The organism is Breznakia sp. PF5-3, assembly GCF_029504745.1.
GTDB lineage: Bacteria > Bacillota_I > Bacilli_A > Erysipelotrichales > Erysipelotrichaceae > Breznakia.
Genome location: NZ_JAQFIQ010000035.1, coordinates 1 through 23,612, shown reverse-complemented (window position 1 = coordinate 23,612; position 23,612 = coordinate 1). Strand labels below are relative to the sequence as shown.

At 32.6% G+C, this 23,612-nt stretch carries 29 protein-coding genes; 11 read left to right on the top strand and 18 right to left on the bottom strand.

Features of this window, described 5'->3' with window-relative positions; all coding sequences use genetic code 11:
- Positions 1–96 precede the first annotated feature (96 nt).
- Together M2475_RS08625 and ychF are read right to left on the bottom strand one after the other, a co-directional pair.
- A complete protein-coding gene (locus M2475_RS08625; RefSeq protein WP_277490904.1) occupies positions 97–354 on the bottom strand; it encodes a hypothetical protein in 258 nt (85 codons plus the stop codon).
- A gap of 93 nt (positions 355–447) precedes the next feature.
- Positions 448–1,548, bottom strand: coding sequence for a redox-regulated ATPase YchF (ychF, locus tag M2475_RS08620; protein WP_277490903.1), 1,101 nt, complete (start codon positions 1,546–1,548; stop codon positions 448–450).
- A 180-nt stretch (positions 1,549–1,728) separates the two neighbouring features.
- On the opposite strand from ychF, the gene M2475_RS08615 reads away from it, so the two are divergent.
- On the top strand, positions 1,729–2,394 hold the full coding sequence (locus tag M2475_RS08615) for a PHP domain-containing protein (protein WP_277490902.1): 666 nt from the start codon (positions 1,729–1,731) through the stop codon (positions 2,392–2,394).
- A 42-nt stretch (positions 2,395–2,436) separates the two neighbouring features.
- On the opposite strand, the gene M2475_RS08610 is transcribed toward M2475_RS08615, so the two are convergent.
- The 7 genes from M2475_RS08610 to M2475_RS08580 are packed head-to-tail and all read right to left on the bottom strand — an operon-like array spanning position 2,437 to position 7,704.
- Positions 2,437–2,928, bottom strand: coding sequence for a DUF1307 domain-containing protein (locus M2475_RS08610; RefSeq protein ID WP_277490900.1), 492 nt, complete (start codon positions 2,926–2,928; stop codon positions 2,437–2,439).
- Entirely contained in the window at positions 2,921–3,121 is a 201-nt protein-coding gene (locus tag M2475_RS08605) for a DUF951 domain-containing protein (protein ID WP_277490899.1), read from the bottom strand. The genes M2475_RS08610 and M2475_RS08605 overlap by 8 nt, the downstream gene beginning before the upstream one ends.
- Positions 3,111–3,980, bottom strand: a complete 870-nt coding sequence (folD, locus tag M2475_RS08600) for a bifunctional methylenetetrahydrofolate dehydrogenase/methenyltetrahydrofolate cyclohydrolase FolD (protein WP_277490898.1) — start codon at positions 3,978–3,980, stop codon at positions 3,111–3,113. Before folD ends, M2475_RS08605 begins: the two co-directional genes overlap by 11 nt.
- Entirely contained in the window at positions 3,980–4,426 is a 447-nt protein-coding gene (dtd, locus tag M2475_RS08595) for a D-aminoacyl-tRNA deacylase (RefSeq protein WP_277490896.1), read from the bottom strand. The genes folD and dtd overlap by 1 nt, the downstream gene beginning before the upstream one ends.
- A 7-nt stretch (positions 4,427–4,433) precedes the next feature.
- Entirely contained in the window at positions 4,434–5,357 is a 924-nt protein-coding gene (locus M2475_RS08590) for a zinc-dependent peptidase (RefSeq protein WP_277490895.1), read from the bottom strand.
- Positions 5,358–5,386: 29 nt separating this feature from the next.
- Positions 5,387–6,625 (bottom strand): aminotransferase class I/II-fold pyridoxal phosphate-dependent enzyme, encoded by a 1,239-nt coding sequence (locus tag M2475_RS08585; protein WP_277490894.1) that lies wholly within the window; start codon positions 6,623–6,625, stop codon positions 5,387–5,389.
- A gap of 11 nt (positions 6,626–6,636) precedes the next feature.
- Complete coding sequence (locus M2475_RS08580; RefSeq protein WP_277490893.1) at positions 6,637–7,704, bottom strand: chorismate mutase; 1,068 nt, start codon at positions 7,702–7,704, stop codon at positions 6,637–6,639.
- A gap of 119 nt (positions 7,705–7,823) precedes the next feature.
- Here M2475_RS08580 and M2475_RS08575 point away from each other — a divergent pair, with 119 nt between their 5' ends.
- Positions 7,824–8,201 carry a hypothetical protein gene (locus M2475_RS08575; protein WP_277490892.1) on the top strand — a complete coding sequence of 126 codons (378 nt, stop codon included), beginning with the start codon at positions 7,824–7,826 and terminating at the stop codon, positions 8,199–8,201.
- A 39-nt stretch (positions 8,202–8,240) separates the two neighbouring features.
- On the opposite strand, the gene M2475_RS08570 is transcribed toward M2475_RS08575, so the two are convergent.
- From M2475_RS08570 to M2475_RS08560, 3 genes are read right to left on the bottom strand one after another with little or no spacing between them, the layout of a single operon-like run.
- Complete coding sequence (locus tag M2475_RS08570; protein ID WP_277490907.1) at positions 8,241–9,050, bottom strand: IS3 family transposase; 810 nt, start codon at positions 9,048–9,050, stop codon at positions 8,241–8,243.
- 50 nt (positions 9,051–9,100) lie between these two features.
- A complete protein-coding gene (locus M2475_RS08565) occupies positions 9,101–9,358 on the bottom strand; it encodes a helix-turn-helix domain-containing protein (RefSeq protein WP_277490891.1) in 258 nt (85 codons plus the stop codon).
- 48 nt (positions 9,359–9,406) lie between these two features.
- Positions 9,407–9,967 carry a GNAT family N-acetyltransferase gene (locus M2475_RS08560; protein ID WP_277490889.1) on the bottom strand — a complete coding sequence of 187 codons (561 nt, stop codon included), beginning with the start codon at positions 9,965–9,967 and terminating at the stop codon, positions 9,407–9,409.
- A 94-nt stretch (positions 9,968–10,061) separates the two neighbouring features.
- Here M2475_RS08560 and M2475_RS08555 point away from each other — a divergent pair, with 94 nt between their 5' ends.
- Positions 10,062–10,502 (top strand): hypothetical protein, encoded by a 441-nt coding sequence (locus M2475_RS08555; RefSeq protein ID WP_277490887.1) that lies wholly within the window; start codon positions 10,062–10,064, stop codon positions 10,500–10,502.
- Positions 10,503–10,510: 8 nt separating this feature from the next.
- Here the strand turns inward: M2475_RS08555 and M2475_RS08550 are convergent, their stop codons facing one another.
- The 5 genes from M2475_RS08550 to M2475_RS08530 all read right to left on the bottom strand — a co-directional run bounded on the left by M2475_RS08550 (position 10,511) and on the right by M2475_RS08530 (position 14,744).
- Positions 10,511–11,785: a M56 family metallopeptidase gene (locus M2475_RS08550; RefSeq protein ID WP_277490885.1), complete on the bottom strand. Its 1,275-nt coding sequence runs from the start codon at positions 11,783–11,785 to the stop codon at positions 10,511–10,513.
- Positions 11,786–11,796: 11 nt separating this feature from the next.
- On the bottom strand, positions 11,797–12,156 hold the full coding sequence (locus M2475_RS08545; RefSeq protein ID WP_277490882.1) for a BlaI/MecI/CopY family transcriptional regulator: 360 nt from the start codon (positions 12,154–12,156) through the stop codon (positions 11,797–11,799).
- Between the two features lie 106 nt (positions 12,157–12,262).
- On the bottom strand, positions 12,263–13,321 hold the full coding sequence (locus tag M2475_RS08540; protein ID WP_277490880.1) for a BtrH N-terminal domain-containing protein: 1,059 nt from the start codon (positions 13,319–13,321) through the stop codon (positions 12,263–12,265).
- Positions 13,321–13,935 (bottom strand): GyrI-like domain-containing protein, encoded by a 615-nt coding sequence (locus M2475_RS08535; RefSeq protein WP_277490879.1) that lies wholly within the window; start codon positions 13,933–13,935, stop codon positions 13,321–13,323. Before M2475_RS08535 ends, M2475_RS08540 begins: the two co-directional genes overlap by 1 nt.
- On the bottom strand, positions 13,932–14,744 hold the full coding sequence (locus tag M2475_RS08530; RefSeq protein WP_277490877.1) for a MerR family transcriptional regulator: 813 nt from the start codon (positions 14,742–14,744) through the stop codon (positions 13,932–13,934). The genes M2475_RS08535 and M2475_RS08530 overlap by 4 nt, the downstream gene beginning before the upstream one ends.
- Positions 14,745–15,072: 328 nt before the next feature.
- Here M2475_RS08530 and aroB point away from each other — a divergent pair, with 328 nt between their 5' ends.
- The 8 genes from aroB to M2475_RS08490 all read left to right on the top strand — a co-directional run bounded on the left by aroB (position 15,073) and on the right by M2475_RS08490 (position 23,438).
- Positions 15,073–16,086, top strand: a complete 1,014-nt coding sequence (aroB, locus tag M2475_RS08525; RefSeq protein WP_277490875.1) for a 3-dehydroquinate synthase — start codon at positions 15,073–15,075, stop codon at positions 16,084–16,086.
- Positions 16,083–17,186, top strand: coding sequence for a chorismate synthase (gene aroC / locus M2475_RS08520; protein WP_277490873.1), 1,104 nt, complete (start codon positions 16,083–16,085; stop codon positions 17,184–17,186). Before aroB ends, aroC begins: the two co-directional genes overlap by 4 nt.
- A 1-nt stretch (position 17,187) precedes the next feature.
- Positions 17,188–18,450 (top strand): shikimate kinase, encoded by a 1,263-nt coding sequence (locus M2475_RS08515; protein WP_277490870.1) that lies wholly within the window; start codon positions 17,188–17,190, stop codon positions 18,448–18,450.
- A 13-nt stretch (positions 18,451–18,463) separates the two neighbouring features.
- Positions 18,464–19,483: a 3-deoxy-7-phosphoheptulonate synthase gene (aroF, locus tag M2475_RS08510; RefSeq protein ID WP_277490867.1), complete on the top strand. Its 1,020-nt coding sequence runs from the start codon at positions 18,464–18,466 to the stop codon at positions 19,481–19,483.
- The gene (gene aroA / locus M2475_RS08505; RefSeq protein WP_277490865.1) at positions 19,483–20,754 is read left to right on the top strand and encodes a 3-phosphoshikimate 1-carboxyvinyltransferase; all 1,272 of its coding nucleotides are present in this window, start codon (positions 19,483–19,485) and stop codon (positions 20,752–20,754) included. The genes aroF and aroA overlap by 1 nt, the downstream gene beginning before the upstream one ends.
- On the top strand, positions 20,747–21,592 hold the full coding sequence (locus M2475_RS08500; RefSeq protein ID WP_346780371.1) for a prephenate dehydrogenase: 846 nt from the start codon (positions 20,747–20,749) through the stop codon (positions 21,590–21,592). Before aroA ends, M2475_RS08500 begins: the two co-directional genes overlap by 8 nt.
- Before the next feature lie 72 nt (positions 21,593–21,664).
- Entirely contained in the window at positions 21,665–22,714 is a 1,050-nt protein-coding gene (locus M2475_RS08495) for a hypothetical protein (RefSeq protein WP_277490864.1), read from the top strand.
- 13 nt (positions 22,715–22,727) lie between these two features.
- Positions 22,728–23,438: a nitroreductase family protein gene (locus tag M2475_RS08490; RefSeq protein ID WP_277490863.1), complete on the top strand. Its 711-nt coding sequence runs from the start codon at positions 22,728–22,730 to the stop codon at positions 23,436–23,438.
- 58 nt (positions 23,439–23,496) lie between these two features.
- Here M2475_RS08490 and M2475_RS08485 read toward each other — a convergent pair.
- On the bottom strand, positions 23,497–23,612 hold a 116-nt coding region (locus M2475_RS08485; RefSeq protein ID WP_277490905.1), incomplete at its 5' end, for an IS3 family transposase.

The window sequence follows — 23,612 nt, the reverse complement described above, 5'->3', positions numbered from 1 at the left end:
GGCTGCAGTTTTCCACGATTTCTCCAAAATGGCATAGAAAAAAGGCTGTTAACCTTCAAGGCGATAAAAATCACCTATCTGTCACAGCCCCTTTTATTAATCATTTAAATCCATCATTTTGGCATTAACACCCTCCAAGGCATTAAATGCATTCAGCATCTCATTAATTTCTTCTTTTTCTCCACAAGCCTGTAAAATGATAACTCCATCATTTGAACAGTATTTTTCATCTGTTTCATGAAGTCCTAAGCGCATTTTTATATTACATCCGTACTTTGTTAGTGTCTCCTGTAATTGTAAGGCATTGTGTTGACGATAACTTAAACGTAATCCAATTATATAATAGCAAGACATATGTAATCTCCTTTCATCCTATATTTTTAGTATAAAATGGATTGTGGAAAAGTACAAGCTTAGTACTAAGTATATAGTATGAATAATTATATTTTAGACATTAAATCTAAAATGCATGATATCCCCATCTTGAACAATATACTCTTTTCCTTCTAAACGAAGTTTACCAGCTTCCTTTACTGCCTGTTCACTACCATATTCATCCATATCTGCAAATGACATTGTTTCAGCACGAATGAATCCTTTTTGAAAATCTGTATGAATTATTCCAGCGCATTCTGGAGCACTCATTCCCTTTTTAAATGTCCATGCTCTCACTTCTACTTCACCTGCTGTAAAGTATGTACACAAATCAAGCATATGATAACTTGCTTTGATAACCTTATCTAAACCACTTTCATTAATTCCTAATTCTTCTAAAAACAGTTCTTTCTCTTCTTTATCTAAAACTGACAATTCCTCTTCAATTTTAGCTGAGATTGCTACTACATCATTATGTTCACTAAGTGCTAACTCTTTCACCTTATTATAATTCTCATTTTGCTCAGGGTGATTGATTTCATCCTCTCCTATATTAGCAACATAAATCATCGGTTTCAGTGTTAACAGTGAAAAGCTTTTTATAAGTGCATATTCTTCTTTGTTGAGTTCTACACTACGTGCTGGTTTCCCAGCTTCTAAAGCAATCTTTACTTTATCCAATACATTCTTTTCCGCAATCCCTTCAGCATCTTTTGCTTTTACTTTACGTTCTACCTTAGATAAACGATTATCAACGGTTTGAAGATCTGCAAGGATTAACTCCAAATTGATTATTTCAATATCACGAATAGGATCTACACTTCCTTCTACGTGAGTTACATTGCTATCTTCAAAACAACGTACAACATGACAAATTGCATCAGTAAGCCGAATATTAGATAAAAATTGATTTCCCAATCCTTCTCCTTTACTAGCTCCTTTTACCAAACCCGCAATGTCGGTAAATTCAAACGTTGTATATATTGTTTTCTTAGGATTTACAATCTCTATTAAACGATCTACACGATAATCTGGTACTTCTACAACTCCTACATTTGGTTCTATTGTAGCAAATGGGTAATTTGCTGCTTCTACTTGTGATTTTGTTATTGCATTAAACAATGTTGATTTCCCAACATTTGGCAATCCTACAATTCCTGCAGTTAATGGCATTATTTCATCATCCTTTCAACTTTTATAGTGTACAATTTTTTACTCTTTTAAGCAAGGTTAATCTTAATTCTCCACATTATTTCGCATTTAGTTATAAAATATACATTTTTTATTACATAATCGTTGTTCTTATCCTAATATAGTATTACAATAAAGATGTAAGATAAGAGAGGTGATATTATGAGCGTAATTGATTTGAATATTCATACTCATTATAGTAATAATGGACAATATACGCCAAAGGAAGTACTTATGATGGCAATCGAATTAGGATTAGAATACATATCGATTGCTGATTGTAACTGCGTTAGAGGAGTTATTGAAGTTCTAGAGAAAACAAACACAAAGATGAAGATCATTCCTGCGATTTCTCTTGACGTACGTCATCAAGAGAAACCATTAAAAATCATCGCTTATGGAATTGATCCATATCATCCAAAATTAATGGAAGCTGAAATAAATAGTAATAAAACGGATATCTCTCAATTGCCAACAGTGAAGGAAGTGATTTCTTATGTTCACGAACAAAATGCTATTGCCATTTTAATAGAACCAAATATTTATATTCAAGATGACATGGATTTATTGGATGAATTGCGTTTACTTGGAATCGATGGTATTGAAGTATACTGTGGACGTTATGAACCTGTAAAAACACTACAATATAGACGTTATGCAGATAAGCATTCATTAATCAAAACCTGTGGTAGTGGTTTCTGCAATTTCCGTAGCTTCCCACACTGTCACATAGGAAGACATAAAATGCCACGTAAAGAACAATATGAACTCATTAATATATTTAGAAAACTAACGCATAAAAAAAAGGATCTGCAGCAAATGGATTGATAAAATCAATCACATGGAGCTACATGCTCCTTTTTTATTAACTTATTTCTTTTTCTTCTTACAAGTATATGCTTGTTTTTCTAATGCTTTTTTAGTTTTATCCAATGATATATAATTATCTTCTTTAGGAAACTTTTCAAAAATGCTTAAATGCTCTTCATCTTCTATTGCTTTTTCAATATTGATAACAGTCTTTGAAGATAGTTTGTTTTCTTTAAATTCCCAAGTGAAATCTATATTTTTTGTACATTTTCCATTCTTCAATTCTTCTGGACATTTTTCTTGTTTTTGATATGCTGCTTTTCGTAAATTAATATCTTCTTGATAGCGTTTTACATCATCAAAGGTATATGCAACTTCTTCACTTACTGAAACTAATTCATCATCCATTGCATTTAAGGTTATCGTTTGTAGAATAGCAACACCTAATGCATCCCCTTGATAAGTACAAACGACACGAGAGGCTTCCTTTTTCTCTTCTTTACATGCTATACACAATAATAGCAAACAGAAAAACAGTATCCGCTTATACATGCTCTTCCCCTCCATGTTTTACTACCTTTTTCAAACGCTTCTCAAAATCTCTTCGTGAAAATAATACTGATGCACCACACCCTTGACATTTTATTCGAATATCTGCTCCCATTCGAATAATCTGCCAATATTTGCTCTTCTTGCATGGATGAGCTTTTTTCATTTCCACAAGATCATTTAACTCATACTCCATTACTTTCACCTTCCCTTTTCCTATAAGATTCCAACGTATTCTCCAATAACATAGCAATTGTCATTGGCCCAACACCTTTTGGTACTGGAGTAATATATTTTACTTTATCAATGCAATCATCAAAATCAACATCACCACAAAGTTTTCCATTTTCATCACGATTTACACCAACATCAATTACAACTGCACCTTCTTTAATCCAATTTCCCTTCACCATTTTAGGAACTCCAACTGCTGCAATTATAATGTCCATTTCACGAGTTGCCTTCTCAATATCTTTTGTTCTTGAATGCGCTATGGTAACCGTTGCATTCTTATTCAACAATAATTGTGCAATTGGTTTACCAACAATATTACTTCTACCAATCACCATTGCTTTTTTACCACTTAAATCATGATATCCAATCTCTTCCAAAATTTTAATGATTCCTTTTGGTGTACAAGGTAGAAACGTTTCTTCTCCTATTACCATCTTTCCAATATTATAAGGATGAAAACCATCTACATCCTTATCTGGATTTATACTAAATAAAACACGGTTTGTATTAATATGTGAAGGGAGCGGTAACTGTACAAGAATACCATCAACATTTGAATCATAATTCAATTCTTGAACAACTTGAATAAGCTCTGTTTCACTAATTGATGCATCATAGCGAAGTGTACTATTTTGCATACCAACCGCAATACTTGCTTTTTCTTTTCCAGCCACATACGATTTACTACCAACATCATCACCTACAAGAATAACAACCAAATGTGGTAATCGCTTTCCTGTTTCTGTAATTTTATCAATTTCTTCTTTTATTTGATCTTTCACCTTTTGGGCAATTATATTACCATATACTATTTTATCCATTATAATTCCTCACTATCTAAAACAATTGTAACTGGTCCATCATTCAATAATGAAACCTTCATATCTGCTCCAAACACACCACTTTCAACCTTCTTTAGCGAAGCTTTTAATTGTTCATTAAACGCTTCATATAAAGCAATGGCTTGCTCTGGTCTTGCTGCTTGCGTGAAACCAGGACGATTCCCCTTCTTACAATCTGCATACAAGGTAAACTGTGAAATACTTAAAATTTCTCCATCTATATCTATAATACTGCGATTCATCTTACCTTCTGCATCTTCAAAAATCCTCATGTTTACAATTTTTCTAACCATCTTATCAATCACACCAACCTCATCATCATTGCTGATACCTACCAACAATAAAAAGCCTTCGTCAATTGCTCCTACAACTTTTTCATCCACTGCTACTTGCGCATGTGATACACGTTGAATTACTACTTTCATCTTTGTCTTACTCCTTATATATACCATCTATATATGCATATAATTCAGGATACAACTCTTTTAATCGATCCCCTTTATTAAAATATGCATCACTTACTTCCGCAAAGAATTCAGCTGGTTCCGTTTTCGCATATTCTACATTTAAAATATATCCTAAATGATTAAATTCTTTCGCCTTACTCATTTCTTCAAATGCTTCTTTAAATTCATCTTGTGAACTAAGATATCCATTTTTAAAATCATAATTATGTGCTAACTCATGCGTGATAACACGAAATGTTCCATTCACACTCGTATCAATATAAATATAATTATTCAATGAAGTAGCAAATGCTACTGCTTCCCCAATATAAAATTTATCTCTTAACTTTATAAATTCCTCATGTGAACATAAATAAATAAGTTCCGTATGCTCTAATAAAATAGCAGGTTGTTTTTCAATACATTCCTTAATAATAAAGGATTGCTCACTACTATCAATATCACCCACTACTTTAATTGGTGGAATCCCATCTTTCCAAATAATTGAATCATCAGAAGCAATTTTATCATTATCAATAATATCAACTGCATTACCTGCATAACGATTATCTTGGAAAGGGAGTAGTGAACTTACATAAAACAAGGTAGAGATAATAATTGCAATCGTTATCAGTTTAGTCAAAAATATCTGAAAATTCAATTGTCTTTCTTTTTTTACTTCAAAGAGATTCCCTGCTTCATCTATATCTGGTTTAGGTGCCCGATAACCTAAAATATACACACAAATAGAAACAATTGCTGACATACTCCCTAAAATAAGAAAATCTGAATTCCAAATAAGACTATCAAACAAAACATTTTGTGATGTTCCAATTCTAATAAACAAGAAAAAACAAAACGCTACTACGCCAGAGGCAATCGATATTAAAATTAAACGTTTGTTTTTCATACTACCCTACTCCTTTTATAAGACATCATTTAAGAAATTCGATCCATAATGATTTTCATCTTTTTTGCTAACCCTCGTGTTTTTTCAATATTTAACGAACAAAGGGCAACACGGATTCCTTTGTTTACTTGTACTGTATAAATCTGTTCTTCCATACACGCTTTATGAAACTTATCCTTAAAGTTTGCATCACAAACTTCCAAAGTGACAAAGAAACCTTCTTTATATGGATAATGTTTCAATCCAACTATTGCTGCTTCTTCGGTAAAGATTTTACTACGTTGTTCAAGAAGCGAAACAAAGTAATCTTTTTCTCCCATATAAGGTTCTAAGCCTTCACTGGTTACATATACAAAGTTTTCCATTGCTGCATTTGGTATATTACTCCATATTGCTCGCGCACTCTTCTCCATCACAATCTCTACTTGACGCACATTAGCTGCTGACTTTGCCAATATTACAGCTGCCCCACAACGCAATCCATATGCTGTTAATGTCTTACTTGAAGAAAAGGCAACTACAATCATTACGTTATCACTTATTTGATTAAACGTTTCTAAATAGGCACGACTTTGTTTAAAATCATACGAAAAATCTATATACGCTATATCATTCAACAAAATTACAGGTCCTTGTTCTCCACACGTATTTAATATTTCAATTACAGCTTCCCATTCGCTCTTACTAAGTGAATATCCTGTAGGGTTATGACAAGGATCATTTACAACAACCAATAGTTTCCCTTGTTCTTCCATTACAGACAAACAAACTTCGCGAAAAGATTCGATATGAAATCTACCATCTTTAAACAACGAATATGTTTTCGCCTTTAAATTATTCATCGTTGCCATTAACTTATATGATCCCCATGCAATTTCTGGTAAAACAACACTCTGTCCTTCATCCAAAATATCACTCATCGTCGTACTTACTGCCCCACTTCCCCCTGGTGTTGCAATTACACTATGACATAAATCTAAATTAATATCTTGTTTTATCCAATTATATACTTGTTTTCGATAATCTGCATTCCCACTAAAACTTTGAGCATACGTTGCTTTCTCGTTATTCTTAATCCGGTTATATGGTTGATAAACTGATTGAAAAGCAACCAACTCTCCTTCTTCATCATAAAGTGCACCAATTGTTGCATCAATAACTTTATCATTTCCCAATTCAGCTTTTGCTTTCTTTGCTAAACTTACAACAGCAAATACATTATCTGCTATGGGTGTATCATCAATTTTCTGTTTTATAAATCTTGTCATAATATTTCTCCCTATTTATTATAGGATCCTAAAATCCTAATATCCATACATGTCGCTTCCAGCTTTTTAATCATCTCTTGGGTTTTTTCATCTTTCAATATCCCTTCAATTTCCACATGAAAGTAATAAGACCATGGTTCATTAGGAATTGCACGGGATTTGATACTCTCCATATTAAATCCATAAGAAGCTATCAAATTCATAGCTTTCGCTAAAGCACCTGTTTCATTTTTGGTTGTAAACATCATCTGAAAATAATTTCCTTGATTCGAAGGTATTTTGCTAATTACAACAAACCTCGTTGTATTATCCATCGTTGTATGAATATTAGATTCAAGTATTTCCAACCCAAACAACGTAGCTGTTTCCTTAGAAGCAATAGCTCCTAATGTCACATCCTGTTGCTCACTTACAAACTGTGCAGCAAGGGCTGTATTGGGATAAGGAATCATTTCATATCCTCGACCTTTTAGAAACAAGGAACTTTGTGATATCGCTTGAGGATGCGAATATACTTTTTTTATCTTTGAAGGATCCGATCCTTTTATACCTAATAGATTTTGATCTACTTTAAGATCATATATTTTAGTAATGTATACATCATATTCTCGTAATAAATCACTTACTTCTCCTACTTCTCCAGTAAATGAATTTTCAAAGGGAATTACCCCATATGCTACTTCTTGAGCATCAACAGCTTTAAATACATCTTCAAATGTTGGGTAAGAACGATATTTATGATTTTCAAAAATCCGTGTTGTTGCTATGTATGAAAACGCACCGTAAGTTCCTTGATAAGCAATCAAATCATGATTGATGATACTTTTTTGATAATCTTTTGATATTCGTAACATTTCTTGAAAAAAATCTAAATAAGAACTGCGATATTGATCAGCCTGAATATATTGCAAATTCTTCTCAATCAATTCCTGTTCTCTTCGACTATCTAAAACTTCCATATCATGTTCTAACTTATACTCAACCACCGCTTCTACTGCCTCCATCCGTTTTTCAAACAATGAAGCCATATCTTTATCAACCTGGTTAATGATTTTTCGTGCATTTTCTAATTTACTCATTACTTTACCTCTTATGCACTTTATTATACATCATTTTATTCCTTATGTTCATGAATTCTACAACACTTTTTTATTTTCTTCCTATATTATGGTATATTTATAAATACAGGAGAATTATTATGGAAAAAAAAGTAAATAATTTAATATATGGGATTATTGGATTGCGTTTTATTGATTTATTTGTCATTCTATTGCTTTCTTATGTAGCAGATCTCGAAGTAAACTATGTTTCCCTATTCACAAGTACACTTTTCTTTTGTGTTTGTGCATATTTCTTAATCAAAGGATATCGATGGCCACTATTCTTATGGGCATTAGGATGTGTGCTTTCGCTTATATCAATGTTTGCAATGTTTACATACTTTGGAAAAGATATCGTAGCAAATTTTGTTGTCATCTTTGATTCTGTCATTGTTATTTTATTATCTGGACTTGTATTCTACATGTTGGCAAACAAAGATGTTACAACCTATCTACAAGAGAAAAGAAGCCGTTAATAGATACTACTACCTGTCAAGTAAACACTAAATAAAAAGTTAAGTATTTAAAAGTTTATACTGAATAGGAGAAAGATAATCTAACCCCTTTTGAATACGTTCTGTGTTATACCATAGAACGTATTTTTTAATTTCCTCTTCTACCTCTCTTTTTGTAAATGGGTATCTTGGACGCAACCATTCCTCTTTCAATTGAGAAAACCAATTCTCAATTGGACTGTTTTGCCAACAACACCCTCTCTGAGACATACTCCTTGTGTATCCCATTTCTTTCATGTACTCAACATATTCATACGCAAGATACAGACTCCCCTGATCCGTGTGAAGTATAGAATTCGATGTAGGTGCATTTGGTAGATTATTGTAACTATTGATAACCAAATCTTCATTGTTTTTTGAAGATGTTGAATATGATATAATTTCTTTGTTAAAGATATCTTTAACTGCTGACAGATACAATGTACCGTCAGTACACTTAATGTAACTCACATCAGATGAAAGCTTTTCTAGGGGTTTCTCTGATGTGAAGTTACAGTTTAGAAGATTTAGAGCCTTATTTGTAAGGTTCTTTTCTTTTGCGGCTTTAAGATATAATGGGCGTTTCTTTCGAACTATCACGTGTAAATGAAGTCTATTTTTATAACGACGTATTTTCTTGTGATTCATAATGATACCATGTTTATGATAAATATGATGTTTCAATCGATGGGTTCCATATACACCATTTGTTACTTTGTGCTCTACTGAAATAATAACTGCAGTTTGTTCACTGTAATTATTCATAATTGGTTTGCCAACTCGAATCCATTTATAATAACTTTGCGGTTGAATGCTTAGTACACTGCATATTTTTATAACTGGATACTGGCTTCTTAATTCATCAATGATTTGATACTTTTCTATTCGGGTTGCTTGCTGCGGATTTCTTTCAGTAGAGCATAAGACTTTTTTAAGATTTCAATATCTTCAATTTCTTGTTGTTTTCTTCCTCGCTTATCAATTGCCAATGTACCATTCAAATATTTCTTTTTCCAATTTGCAATCGTACCAGAACGAATATCATATTTTTTGCTGACTGCTGTATAACTCATCCCTTGTAAGAGTTCTTCTACTATTTTCTTTTTTAATTCATAACTTCTTTTCAAATGTTTTCCCATATAAAAATACCTCCAAAGTATTTATCTAAACTATAACATCTCTGTTTTTTATTTAGTATTTACTTTAAAGGTATTATAATCATACGACTTCTTTTTTTCATAACAACATAAATCTACAATTTCATCATCTACATTTTTAATCGCATCTTTTGCAATCCCTTTGTATGTAAAACCAAGTCGCTTGATAAGTGCTTCACTACGCCTATTATCGAGATAGTGATAAGCCGTAATTACCTCAAAATCATATATAGAAGAAATGTATTCTAATAAGGTATTGGTAGCTTCATATGCATAACCAAATCCCCAGTATTCCTTTGCCAACAAAAAACCTACCATACATTTGCCCACAGCTGGTTTTAAAATATCTTCGCTAAGACCAAGTGATCCAATAACACGATTTTCACTTTTCAATACGATTGCCCATTCTGTTGGTTTATTCAAAGCATGTAAAATAAGGTCTGCACTATCTGCCAGACAACTGTGTTTTTTCCACCCTGCATTCCGTGTGACTTCATCATCGCTTGCAAATGCATATAGATCTTCTAAATCTCCCAAGTCAAAAGCTCTTAGCAACAACCGTTCACTTTCTATCGCGTAGGTTATCTTCATAACCTCATTTTATTCGCTAAGTAAAAATGTGTCAATTCTTATTGACTACAGTAGTTAAAACTACTGTGCTATACTTTTTATGGAGGTAATCAAAATGTGTAAAGAATGCTATAGTGAAGATGCAAGAATAACACCTTTATTAAATGCTAGAGAATGCTTAGAGCAGCATGAACAATATGTCTGTTCAACTTGTGGACGATGCATTTGCATCGCCAAAGATCAAAACCGTGGTCTTTATCGTTGGAACTTTCCATTTAAAACTTTATCAATTGCGAAATTATACTTACGAGCTGCAGAAGTAGCTTCTAATAAGTGTTGTACAATTTATGAAGTAAAAAACCATAAATCAAATCGTATTTCTTATAAAATTTTTGCAGATCAATGGATTGCCGAAGAATATATAAATAAGAATACAACGAAAACAATCGTTCCTGTATATAAGAATGAAGCTTTCCAAACTTTTGATAAACATCAAATTCGGATGCTCACAAAAACTGAAGTCACAAAATATCTAGAAGAAAAACACAGTCGTTAAGACTGTGTCTATTTTTTCTCTTTTACATTCACTGTTATTTCATCTTTATTGCGGTTAATTTCAGCATCATATTGTTCGTCATTTCCGCTACTGATTACCACTTCACCATCACCATACTCAGATACTGAAACCTTAGCACCATTCTTAATTTCTTCTAATATATTCTCATAGTCTTTTCTTTCAAGTTCCATTGTTTCTTTGGAAACTTTTCCACTATCGACTAATTTTTGTGTTTGCTCCAGTTGTTTATCTGACCACGCTTTAAATTCATCATAACTCATATCTTCTTTATGGAAATCGGCACCATTTTCAAGAGCTTGAGTATCAGTAAGTTTTACTGGGTCACTTTCTGTGGCTTTTATTGCCAATGGCGATGAAATATAAATAAGTCCGCCAATCAATATCGTTGATGCAAATACTGCAACAACGATTGAATTTTTCTTTGCTTTCATAATTAATACTATCCTTTCTTCAATTGAATTGCGTGCGAATGAAGAATAGAATGCATTCATTAAGCCCCTATCTTCTTCAATGTCCAATAAAGCTGTAGCATATTCTGATTTCTTATTCTTACCAAATTTATAAACAACTCTCTCATCGCATGCAAGTTCAATATCCCTGTTTGCTAATACATATAAAATCCATACAAATGGATTAAACCAATGAATGCAAACAACAATATTTAAAAATAATTTCTTTAAAACATCAAAGTTCTTAATATGATTGAACTCATGTTCAAACACATAATCTACATGATCCAAATTTTGCCAATCAAACCCTTTAGGAAGTAAAATTACTGGTTTAAAAATACCATATGTAAGAGGGGAAGTAATCTTCTCTGCTTCTTTAACACTGATGTTTCTCCTCAAAGCATGTGTTCTTTTCCAAGTCGTGATATATGTATTCTCAATAGGCAGTAATTTAGTGAATTTCTTATGACTATGATAATACATGGTTATAAAATATGACAGTATCAAAATCACACCTAGGAAATATAAAATTTCAATATTCCCTATTGGCAGCTTTGTCTGAGAAACCACTTTATTTCCGCCATCACGAATAACATTCACTACATGTGGTATCTCTTTTGATTGTAGAGTATTTATCTGCTGAAATACATTCCAACTCTCTGGTATCGAAAAAGGAGTTATTAGTCGCAATACAATCAAAGACCATAAAAATACAAATACTCTTTTCGATACTCTATAAATAGCTAATGAGCGAATCACAATTACAATAATAATTAAAAGGATTGTACTTAAACTAATCTCTAATAAGTTCATAAGCATCTCCTCTATTCTGTTTCTTCAATCATTTCACGTAACTTCTTGATTTGATCAGGATTCAATTTCTTTCTTCCTAATAATGTAGCAAATAGCTTCTGTTCAGAACCATCAAATATTCGATCAATAAGCTCTTCCGTCTCTTGTTCTTGCACTTCTTCTTTACTAATTAATGCATGGCAGAGAAAATTCGGTTCCAAACGTTGAATCGCTTTTTTCTTAATACACTTCTTAATAACCGTATACGTTGTATTCATATTCCAATCGATATCTTCCTTTAAAATGTTTGAAATTTCTTTTGCTCTCAGATCACCATGTGTCCATAAAACATCCATAACTTTTAATTCTGAATCAAATAACTTTATTGACATGATTTTCCTCCTTTAAACTATTGCAATAGTTTTGTCGACACATTCATACTACCACAGTAGTTTATGGATGTCAAACTATTGTGGTAGTTTAATATAAAAACGTAGTTTAAACTACGTTTCCTGTTGTTACTTTTAATAATCTTTGTAATATTTTTTCTTCTTTATAATAAGCTTCATCAATCAAACTACTCATCTTATTGAGCTTTGATTGATCCTGTTCAATACTGAAATCCCAAAGTTGATCAGCAATAGTATCCCACAGTACAGACAATTCTACATACGCTTCACCAATAGAGAGCCAGTCTTTTCGTTGATACATATTTCCTGCCTCTTTTAGAAAATTTCCATACATCCTGCGAAAAATCCCTCCACCGGTTCCTCCATGCTTACTGATTTGAAAATAATTAGTTATAGCAGAGCGTATTTGTTTTTCCTTATCAAATTTATGCCACTTCTTTATTTCCTGAGAAAACTTTTTGATTCCTGTGATCCCCATCATTTTAGTTGCTGGTTCAAGCATTGCCTTACAAGTTTCCAAAATTGCTTCTATTAATACTTCTTCACTTGGATAAGTAAAACCATTAAAATCAATATCTAAATATTTATGCTTCGTAGGAAATGGTCGATAATGGCTGCTTCTTGCTTTCTCCATGTCTGCATAAGAAACAAGATGATAATCACTACCCATGTTCCCCTTTGGTGTTTGAATTGGTTCTAAGAGGGTATCTCGATCACTTACATAGTATTGTTGTTTACAATCATCATAACCAAACAATACAATTGCATGTGCCCCAAAGTGACTATCTTTGTTCATTTGTAAATAGGGCAAGTATGCCATATCTGCATAAATCAACACTGGATGATCTTGATTAATCATCACTTTTGCTTTCTGCTCTGCCAATCCATAGGCTTTTGGTTCGCGACAATAGATTTTAATATTGAGTCGTTGTGCTAACTTCTCCTCGAACTCAAACACTTTTATTCTTCCATTTACCATTGGTGCATCCTTCAAATTGATATATAAAAAATTCAATCCTGCACCTAATCCAAATAGCATTTCTTCACTTAAACGATAGCCATGATAATCAAACACTTGTTTAAGTGAGTTGGTGATACAATGCTTACCCCCTGTTGGATTAAAATTCTTTACTATATGTTTTTCCATTATATTTTTCTTATAAAGTAACGAAGTACTGTTTTTAACTTATCTTTGGATACTCTTCTTGCATCGTTTAAGTAGATTTCTCGATGCTCAAAACAACGTTGTTTGTAACCTTGTTCTTTCATATATTCTTTCATCAATGCGAAACTTGCAGGTTCATCATCGTAAGTCCCCTGATGCATCATTTGCACCACTTCGCCATCTTCCATCTCTTCAAATCGCACATCTTCAAGAAGAGGAAGCTTTTTCTTGATTTTCACCTTTTCTAATATTTCTTCAAACACATGTTGCGTTACAAAAGCTGGTTGTCTTATCATAATTGTATACGTATATTGACTTTTATCTAATACATTATCTGGATTCTTTGTACTCCATATTCCTTCTAAAGGATATACTCCATATTCATAATATCCCTTAATCTCGTAATTTGAACGTGGTGCCATACGAATACCATAAGCAACTGCATATAATGCTTCAACACGCTTTGCAAACGCTTCTTCATTGGGATTTCCTTCACCATCAATCATGATATATTTTTGCTTATCAATAACTCTTATCTCTGGCTTTGCCTTTGGCATATATATTTCTTTTTCTTCTTTTTTCCAATCGTATTTCATATTCTCTTTACTGGAAAACAACACTCTGTTTTCCACTCCTCACTTTCCTTTGTGCTATCTATCCCCATATGATAAACACTATAAAATTTTCCATCGAGTCTATAATTGTTTTCTTCCATCCATTTAATCGCTTCCATATTTACATTACCTATCTGCTCATATTCTCCATAAAAGGTAATACTTAATACCTGTTGTTCTGCTACTTCCTTACAAATGACTTCATCTCCATCAAACCTACTATCGATCGATAATTGAATCTCTACATCTGGGTGTTCTTCCATATATTCATCATCGTGATAGATTGCTACTTTACGTGGTTTCTCAGTAATCGAAACATGGTGCTTATACATTTCATTGTATAACTCTCTCCACAAAATTCCTTCCTCACTATAATAAGGAATACGTTTACGCAAAGAAGCTACCATGTGTTTCGGCACCATTTTAAGTTCCATAAGATATGGTCTTATTCTTTTCTTAGGTGTAAGGATATGTTCAACATCTTCTAATAATGATAACGATTTTTTCACCTTCGTATACTCTTGTTGTTTCCTTTCTTTACATATCTTAATAATTTCCTGTTTTTCTATTTCAGAGAGATTATCATCTAATAGCTGCTTAATTTCTTGTAATTGAAACCCTGCTTTTTGCAATGCTGTTATTTTCATTATCTCTTCTAGTTGAAAAGATGAATATAAACGATATCCATTTTCATCAATCTGTTCTGGTTTCAATATATCTATTTGATCAAAATGTCGCAACATCCTGCCACTAACTTGTGATAATTTTGAGAATTCTCCAATTTTAAACATGGTTTCCTCCTGAGCTCAATTACATGATAAACCTTATCATCGTGATAAGGTCAAGTCTTTTATACTTGTTATAAATAATTTAATAAAATTATAGCATACCCATATAAATGTAAGTTAGTTTCAATAAATATTGAAAATTTTTCATAAACACTTGCATCTCGTTTTAATCTATATTATTATATACACATGATAATTAATACATTTTATTTTTATTTTAAATAGTCCCAAATCAACTAATACCTTGTATTGGTTATTTAATATTTGATTTGGGAATAAACATATAGCACAAACTTACGTTGGTGCTTTTTTTATTAATAGGGGGATACTTATGAAACTAGAAGTAGATGTAAAACATAAAAAATATGATATTTTAATGGAACGAGGAATCATTAATAAACTATCTGAATTTATTGATCCACAGAAAAAATATTTTATCCTTACAGATAAAAACATTCCACAAAAGTGGATTGATATTGTAAAAAAACAATGTCCAAACAGCATGGTTTATAAAGTTAATGCTGGTGAAGAAAGCAAAAGTATGAAAACATTTGAAGAAGTTTGCCAAGCTTGTTTGGATTATCACATGAGTCGTAAAGATACCTTAATTGCTTTAGGTGGTGGTGTAATTGGTGACTTAGGAGGCTTTGTTGCTGCTAGTTATATGCGTGGAATATCTTTTATTAGTATTCCAACAACAACCCTTTCACAAATCGATAGCAGTATTGGAGGAAAGGTTGCAATTAACCTTGGACATGTGAAAAACATCGTTGGTGCTTTTTATCACCCAGATAAAGTATTTATTGATCTTGATACATTATCTACATTGCCTGAACGCCATATTGTAAGTGGGCTTGTAGAAGCATTAAAGGCTGGATTGATTCATGATGCATCCTTATTTGAAATATTTAAAATGAAAGATTATCGTAAGCATCTTGAAGACATCATATACAAATCATTATGTATGAAAAAGTGGGTTGTCGAAAACGATGAAAAAGAAGCAGGTCTTCGTAAAACCCTAAATTTTGGACACACCATTGGACATGGTATTGAAGCTTATTATAATTTAGAAACATATTACCATGGTGAATGTGTTGCTATGGGAATGTTGTATTTTATTGAAGATGATAATTTAAGACAAGAAGTTATCCAAATCTTAAAACAAATGCATGTACCATATCAAGCAAAGCTTGATAATGATCATGTCTTTGATATCATCGCACTTGATAAAAAAGCTCATGATGACATGATTAGTATTGTAAAAGTAAAAACAGCAGGAAATGCATATATTGAAGATATAAAACTTGAACAGATTAAAGATATCTTAGAAAGAGGTTCAATATGAAAAGTACAATTGGAGAAGCTATATCAATAACAATCTTTGGTGAATCACATGGAAAAGCTATTGGGGCAATGATTGATGGTTTATGTCCAGGAATTACATTGGATTTTGATTATATCAATCACCAACTAGATTTACGCAAACCTAAAGGTCGTATTTCTACACAACGTAAAGAAAGTGATGAAATCAATATTGTAAGTGGCTATTTTGATAATCATACAACCGGAACACCATTATGTATCTTAATGGAAAATAATAATACACAAAGCAAAGACTATCGTAAGAGCAAAGACCTTATGCGTCCATCTCATGCAGATTATACTGCTAACCTAAAGTATCTTGGCTATCAAGATTATCGAGGCGGAGGACACTTCTCTGGTAGACTCAGCGCACCACTTGTTGCTGTTGGTAGTATTTGTAATCAAATCCTACAAAGCAAAGGCATTTTTATTGGATCACATTTAGCCAGTGTGCTCGATATAGAAGATGACGCTTTCGCAAGTGAAGAACTTGATTTAATTAAGCAAATACAAAACTTAAACAAAAAACACTTTCCTACAATCAATCAAGATATTGAACATAAAATGAAAGAAAAAATTGAAGCATATGCAATTGAAGGAGACAGTGTTGGTGGGGTTATTGAAAGCGCAATTGTCAATTTACCCGCAGGTATTGGGGAACCTTTCTTTCACTCTATTGAAAGTGTATTATCAAGCTTAATCTTCAGTGTTCCTGCCGTCAAAGGTGTTGAATTTGGATTAGGATTCGCATTTGCAAACCATGTTGGTAGTGAAGTAAATGATGCCTTCATAATGAAGGATAATAATATAAAAACAAAAACAAATAACAATGGTGGAATCAATGGTGGAATCAGCAATGGTATGCCAATTATCATTAAAACGGTAATTAAACCGACTCCATCCATTTATAAAAAACAAGAAACAGTCAATTATAAAACAAAAGAAAATACAGTATTACAAATTGAAGGTCGTCATGATCCTGCTATTGTTCATCGTGCTAGAGTTGTTATTGATAGTGTGATTGCAATTGGATTATTGGATTTATTAACCCAACGATTTGGATACTTATGGATGGGAGAATAATATGAAATACGGATTAATTGGAGAACATTTAGGACATAGTTACTCAAAGCTTATACATGAACAATTGGTTGATAATTATGAATATGAATTACATCCATTAGCAAAAGAACAACTGGATGCTTTCATGAAAGCAAAAGCTTTTGCTGCTATTAATGTAACTATTCCATATAAACAAGATGTTATTCCATATTTAGATGAAATTGATGATGTCGCTAAAAAGATCAATGCTGTAAATACCATTGTAAATAGAGGTGGAAAACTTGTTGGATACAATACCGATTACTTAGGTTTTTTATACACACTTAAAAAGCATGGCATCTCATTACAAGATAAAAAAGTTCTTGTGATGGGCAATGGTGGAGCATCACAAGCAATTCAAGCTGTTGTGGATAGTGAAAAAGCTAAGACTATGATTGTTGTCGATATTGTTCCTGATGACAATGTTATTTCATTAAATGAAGTATATGAAAAGCATCTTGATTGTGAAGTTATTATTAATACAACACCAATTGGAATGTATCCTAACATCAATGGTGTAAGTGTAGATATTACAAAATTTAAAAATTGTACAGCTTGCATTGATGCTATTTATAACCCATTACGTACCGAGTTTGTTTTAATTGCTCAACAATTGGGAATCAAAGGAATCAGTGGATTGGAAATGTTAGTGGCACAAGCAAAATATGCACTAGAATTATTTAAAGATATTACTATTGATGATGCAGAGATTGATCGCATCTACAGAGAGCTTTTATTGGAAACAAGTAATTTGGTATTGATTGGGATGCCAAGTTGTGGAAAAAGTACACTTGGTAAAGAACTGAGTGAAAAATTGAATAAAAAATTTATTGATATCGATAATGAAATTGTGAAACGAATCGATATGAGTATTGCTGATTACTTTAAAGCTTTTGGTGAAGAAGCTTTTCGTAAAATCGAAAGTGAAGTATGCAAGGAAATAGCTAGTGAAAACAATGCTGTCATATCTTGTGGTGGGGGGATTGTGAAAAACCCTGAAAATATCTTCAATTTAAAACATAATGGTTTGATTATGTATGTACATCGTGATTTAGAAAACCTTATTAGCGATCATACTAGACCATTGAGTTCAACCAAAGAGGATATTCTTAAATTATTTGAAGAGAGGGACTGTCTTTATCGTAGCTCACGAGAGCTGTATGTCGAAAACAATAAGTCCATCGAGCTTGCCGTTAAGGAAGCTAGTGAGATATACAAAGAAAATATCACAATTCTTAATTCGTAGGGAGGAAACTAAAATGATTATTACTATAAAAAAGAATGCAAATAAACAAGATGTAAAAAACTTAATTAAAAATTTAGAAAAGAAAGGTGTAACTGCTTTTGAAATTCAAGGTTCTAATTTTGATGTATATGGATTAACTGGAGACACTTCTGCAATTGATGAAAAAGCGATTCAGGCTAATGAATGCGTTGAAAACGTTACACGAATTGCTGCAAAATACAAATTAGCGAATCGTTTGATGCACCCAGAAGATACGGTGATTGATGTAAATGGTATCAAATTGGGTGGAAAAGAAAATATCGTTATCATTGGTGGACCTTGTTCTGTCGAAAATAAGGATATGGTGATTCATTTAGCTGAAGAAGTAAAAGCAGCTGGTGGGGTTATGTTACGTGGAGGAGCATATAAACCTAGGACAAGCCCATACGCATTCCAAGGGATGCAAACAGAAGGAATCATGGCAATGGTAGAAGCAAGAGAAAAAACTGGCTTACCGATTGTTTCTGAGCTTATGAGTGCCGATAAAATTGATGAATTTGAAAAATATATAGATATTATTCAAATTGGTGCTCGTAATATGCAAAACTTTGAACTATTAAAAGAATTAGGAAAAAGAACAACCAAGCCAATTTTATTAAAACGAGGCTTTTCGAACACCATTGATGAATGGATTATGAGTGCAGAATACATCATGGCAAGTGGAAATGAAAATGTTATTCTTTGTGAACGTGGAATTCGTACATTTGAATCAGAAACAAGAAATACTCTTGATTTAAGTGTTATTCCAATCATCAAAGAAAAAACTCATTTGCCAATCGTAATTGATCCATCTCATGCAACAGGAGCTTGGAAATTAGTTGAATCTGCTTCTTTAGCAGCGGTTGCTGCAGGTTGTGATGGACTTATTATCGAAGTACATGATAATCCTGAGTGTGCTCTATCGGATGGAGCACAATGCTTAAAACCAAAGAAATTCAAGGCATTGATTGATAAGGCTCGTGAGATTGCTAAAGTCGTTGGGAGAGATATCTAATGAAGGTCTCTGTTCAACCTTCATCCTGCCATGGTGCAATTCACATTCCACCATCTAAAAGTATGTCACACAGAGCTATCATCTGTGCTGCTTTAGCGGATGGAAAAAGCACTATCTCTAACATAGCTTACAGTGATGATATTAAAGTAACCATTGATGGTATGCGCAAATTAGGAGCAACGATTGAAACCAAACAAGATTCTATTGTTGTACAAGGAATAAAAGGTTTTAATCATTTAAAAACAAAGGAAATATTTTGCAAAGAAAGTGGTTCAACTTTACGTTTCTTTATTCCCATTTTTTCATTATGCGATACACCAGTTTCTTTCACTGGAGAAAATCGTCTTTTAAAACGTCCACAAACTATTTATGAAGATATCTTTCATAACCAAGGAATTTCATATTATCAAGATGAAAACAAAATTGAAATCGGTGGAAAGCTTCAACCTGGAACTTATGAATTAGACGGTAATGTATCTTCTCAATTTATTTCTGGTTTACTTTTTGCATTACCTTTACTTGATGGAGATTCTACCATTCATATCAAAGAACCATATGAATCAAGAAGCTATGTAGATCTTACATTAGAAATGTTAAATCTTTATGGAATTGAAGCAACGTATAAAGATTCAAATACCTTACAAATAAATGGTAATCAAACTTACAAATCTTATGATTATACAATCGAAGGAGATTATTCACAAGCTGGATTCTATGCCGTTTTAGCTTGTATCAACAACGATTTAGATTTAATTGGTATCACACATAATAGCAAACAAGGAGATAAGCAAATTATTGATATTGTAAAAGCTTTTGGTACTGACGTGAAAACAATCAATGATGGATACCGCATAAAAAAGATGTCCCTTCATCCAAGTGATATCGATTTACAAAACTGTCCTGACCTTGGTCCAATCCTAACTATTCTCATGATGAATACAAAAGGAACTTCTAAACTTTATAATACCGAACGTTTACGAATCAAAGAAAGTGATCGTAGCAAATCAATGGAAAGTGAATTAAAAAAATGCGGTGTCGATATAAAAGCTAGCGACGATGAAATCATCATCAATGGAAACCCTCCCTACGCATGTGATGAAATCTTATCAGGACACAAAGATCATCGTATCGTGATGTCACTTGTTATTGCTGCTACTATCATGGATAAGCCAATCACCATTACAAACGCAGAATATGTAAATAAATCTTACCCTGCCTTTTATGATGATTTAAAAACCATTGGTATTATAACGGAGCTTCATCATGAATAAAGATACAACCTTTGCAATCGTTGGCTTAGGATTATTGGGAGGAAGTTATGCAAAGGGACTAAAGGAAGCAGGGTATCATGTTTATGGGGTTGCCCGTCGTGAGGAAACCATCACTTATGCATTAGAACATAATTACATTGATGAAGGATCCATTGACCCTGCTCTTGTTGCAAAAGCAGATATTATCATCTGTTGTTTATATCCATCGATTTTAATAAAATGGATAGAAGATAATAAAAAGTTTTTTAAACCTTCTGCTATCATCAGTGATGTAAGTGGTGTAAAACATACCATTGTAGAACCCATTCAAGAAATCCTTACTAATACAACAAATGAATTTATCGCAACACACCCTATGGCTGGTAGAGAAACTAGCGGAATTGAGTATGCAAATACAGAAATGTTTAAAAGCGCAAACTTTATAATCGTTCCCACTGAAAAAAATACGCAACATGCTATCGATACAATGTGGTCATTAGCAGAAATTTTAGCTTTTCATCACATTAGTATTTTAAGTATTGAGGAACACGATCGAATGATTGGTTTCTTATCACAGCTTACACATGTAATCGCTGTGAGTTTAATGAATACACATGATGATGAAAAACTCGTTGATTATACTGGAGATTCTTTTCGAGATCTTACTAGAATCGCTAAAATCAACGAACATATGTGGAGTGAACTATTCTTATATAATAAAGAAATACTATTGGATGAAATAACAAAATTTCAAGAATCCTTAAGTGATTTTAAAGAAACATTACAAACAGAAAACATTGATAAAATGAAAATGCTTTTCACCCAATCAACAAAGCGAAGAAAAAAATTTGATAAATAAAATTTATTTTATTTGAAACTTTTTTGCTGTTTCTGCTGTCTTTATAATGTATATAGTTTATAGGAGGAACATATGAATAAGAATAGTTTTAGTTTATTGGCGCAAAACCTTGGATACAAAGAGGTACAAGCACCTACTATATCAAAGAATGTATATGCAAAATCTTGGAATGGTTTTCCAACTACATTATCTTTTGGAACTACAAAAACAGGCGAAATTACAACCAAACTACCTGTCCTTTCCATTTATTTACCATCAAATGATGTTGTAAAAGAAATAAGCAATGAATATAAACCACAAAACCTTTTAAAAAATTTAAAAGATGCATTAAAAAAAGATAAAGTAACGATAACACTTGTAAAAGAAAACCAATTGCATTTTGTTATACGAACAAAGAGAAATGAGGATGAAACAGAACGCTTAAATACACTTCTCAATAAAATTGACGCTCAATTTAAAACCTTAGGCATCCATGCCCAACATACATGTCCACTTTGTAATCAAGCAAATTGTGATTCCATGTATGTTGATGAAAATCGTAGTTTAATTCCCATTCATAGTGGATGTAAACCTAAGTTAATTGAACAAACCATTCAAAATTATAAAGATACTGAAGCAGGTGCAAAAAATTTGCGTGGTATTTTAGGATTACTATTAGGAGGCTTTGTAGGTGCTTTTGCATCTATTTTCACGATTCTATTTTTGGATACTGAATTCTTAGTTCTTTATGCCTTAATTCCCATAGCTTCCTTTTATGGATTTAAATTACTAGGAGGACAGCCTGGTATCGTACCTACAATTATAGCTTCAGTATGGTCATTCATCCAAGTTTTTGTTGTTATCATTCTAACATATTACTTTTATTTTGATGGAGCTTTCTCTTTGGGAGATAGTATAACGAATGTCTTCTCTGACATTGGTTTCCTATTTGAAACAACATGGTTTGGTTTTTTATCTGTTGCCATAGGATTGTTCCCAATGTTTTCTGAAGGGTTAAATACAGCGAATGTAAGATCTAATTCTTTTATGAAAGCAATGGATAACATCATCCCTTATACAGCTGCTCATAATATCCAAAATGATTCTGAAGCTATGAGTGAAGCACAAGAAACAACTATCTAAAAAAGGAGCTATTATGAACTTATACGCATCCATATCACAACGCAAATCATGCCGTAAATACAATCTACAACCACTTGAAGAAGATATGCTTGCGAACATAGAGCAAGCTATCAAAAGTTTCAAACTTCTTTCACCTGATATCCCTATAACATGGCGATTTACCAATCAAGTAAAAGGACTGTATCATGTGGAGGCACCACATTATTTGATTATCAGTGGGCAAGGAAAAGCAAAAGAAAAAGAATGTACAGGATTCTTATTCCAGCAGCTTGTTTTATGGTTTGATGCTATGGGAATTGGTTGCGTCTGGCTTGGTGAAGCAAAAGATGCTGAAACTTCTCACAACAAAAGCGATATTATCACAATTGCTTTTGGTAAAGTAAATGAACCACTGCATCGAACAAAGGAGCAGTTTAAACGAAAGCCAATAGAAACAATTACCAATGCAACTGATGATATCTGTATGCAGGCTGTACGTTTTGCTCCCTCAGGGATGAATACACAGCCTTGGTATTTTGAGAAGTTAGAAGATACGGTTTTGGTTTATAAGCGAAAGCTGAAACCACCCATTTCATTGATTTATAAACATTCAGATATTGATATGGGAATTGCCTTATGTCATTACTATCTTGCTTGCAAAGAAATGGGAAAACCATTCCATTTCTCTCATGATACATCATTGCCAAAAAAAGCTAAACTATTATCTTTTGGTATTATTACATAATATTCAAACAAGAAAGTCAGGTACGATTGAAGTGAACCCAATTAGTTGGACACAATAATTAAATAGTCGTTAAGGACTGATTCCTGAATTCCACAGGAGTTAGTCCTTTTAATGTTTTTGTTATTCTTTGAGTATTATAATATTCAATGTATTCTTCCATTGCAAGTTTTAATT

Bases quoted from the DNA above. Each gene is read 5' to 3' on its own strand.
- M2475_RS08625 (WP_277490904.1), bottom strand. From the start codon at position 354: ATGTCTTGCTATTATATAATTGGATTACGTTTAAGTTATCGTCAACAC.
- ychF (WP_277490903.1), bottom strand. From the start codon at position 1,548: ATGCCATTAACTGCAGGAATTGTAGGATTGCCAAATGTTGGGAAATCA.
- M2475_RS08615 (WP_277490902.1), top strand. From the start codon at position 1,729: ATGAGCGTAATTGATTTGAATATTCATACTCATTATAGTAATAATGGA.
- M2475_RS08610 (WP_277490900.1), bottom strand. From the start codon at position 2,928: ATGTATAAGCGGATACTGTTTTTCTGTTTGCTATTATTGTGTATAGCA.
- M2475_RS08605 (WP_277490899.1), bottom strand. From the start codon at position 3,121: ATGGAGTATGAGTTAAATGATCTTGTGGAAATGAAAAAAGCTCATCCA.
- folD (WP_277490898.1), bottom strand. From the start codon at position 3,980: ATGGATAAAATAGTATATGGTAATATAATTGCCCAAAAGGTGAAAGAT.
- dtd (WP_277490896.1), bottom strand. From the start codon at position 4,426: ATGAAAGTAGTAATTCAACGTGTATCACATGCGCAAGTAGCAGTGGAT.
- M2475_RS08590 (WP_277490895.1), bottom strand. From the start codon at position 5,357: ATGAAAAACAAACGTTTAATTTTAATATCGATTGCCTCTGGCGTAGTA.
- M2475_RS08585 (WP_277490894.1), bottom strand. From the start codon at position 6,625: ATGACAAGATTTATAAAACAGAAAATTGATGATACACCCATAGCAGAT.
- M2475_RS08580 (WP_277490893.1), bottom strand. From the start codon at position 7,704: ATGAGTAAATTAGAAAATGCACGAAAAATCATTAACCAGGTTGATAAA.
- M2475_RS08575 (WP_277490892.1), top strand. From the start codon at position 7,824: ATGGAAAAAAAAGTAAATAATTTAATATATGGGATTATTGGATTGCGT.
- M2475_RS08565 (WP_277490891.1), bottom strand. From the start codon at position 9,358: ATGGGAAAACATTTGAAAAGAAGTTATGAATTAAAAAAGAAAATAGTA.
- M2475_RS08560 (WP_277490889.1), bottom strand. From the start codon at position 9,967: ATGAAGATAACCTACGCGATAGAAAGTGAACGGTTGTTGCTAAGAGCT.
- M2475_RS08555 (WP_277490887.1), top strand. From the start codon at position 10,062: ATGTGTAAAGAATGCTATAGTGAAGATGCAAGAATAACACCTTTATTA.
- M2475_RS08550 (WP_277490885.1), bottom strand. From the start codon at position 11,785: ATGAACTTATTAGAGATTAGTTTAAGTACAATCCTTTTAATTATTATT.
- M2475_RS08545 (WP_277490882.1), bottom strand. From the start codon at position 12,156: ATGTCAATAAAGTTATTTGATTCAGAATTAAAAGTTATGGATGTTTTA.
- M2475_RS08540 (WP_277490880.1), bottom strand. From the start codon at position 13,321: ATGGAAAAACATATAGTAAAGAATTTTAATCCAACAGGGGGTAAGCAT.
- M2475_RS08535 (WP_277490879.1), bottom strand. From the start codon at position 13,935: ATGAAATACGATTGGAAAAAAGAAGAAAAAGAAATATATATGCCAAAG.
- M2475_RS08530 (WP_277490877.1), bottom strand. From the start codon at position 14,744: ATGTTTAAAATTGGAGAATTCTCAAAATTATCACAAGTTAGTGGCAGG.
- aroB (WP_277490875.1), top strand. From the start codon at position 15,073: ATGAAACTAGAAGTAGATGTAAAACATAAAAAATATGATATTTTAATG.
- aroC (WP_277490873.1), top strand. From the start codon at position 16,083: ATGAAAAGTACAATTGGAGAAGCTATATCAATAACAATCTTTGGTGAA.
- M2475_RS08515 (WP_277490870.1), top strand. From the start codon at position 17,188: ATGAAATACGGATTAATTGGAGAACATTTAGGACATAGTTACTCAAAG.
- aroF (WP_277490867.1), top strand. From the start codon at position 18,464: ATGATTATTACTATAAAAAAGAATGCAAATAAACAAGATGTAAAAAAC.
- aroA (WP_277490865.1), top strand. From the start codon at position 19,483: ATGAAGGTCTCTGTTCAACCTTCATCCTGCCATGGTGCAATTCACATT.
- M2475_RS08500 (WP_346780371.1), top strand. From the start codon at position 20,747: ATGAATAAAGATACAACCTTTGCAATCGTTGGCTTAGGATTATTGGGA.
- M2475_RS08495 (WP_277490864.1), top strand. From the start codon at position 21,665: ATGAATAAGAATAGTTTTAGTTTATTGGCGCAAAACCTTGGATACAAA.
- M2475_RS08490 (WP_277490863.1), top strand. From the start codon at position 22,728: ATGAACTTATACGCATCCATATCACAACGCAAATCATGCCGTAAATAC.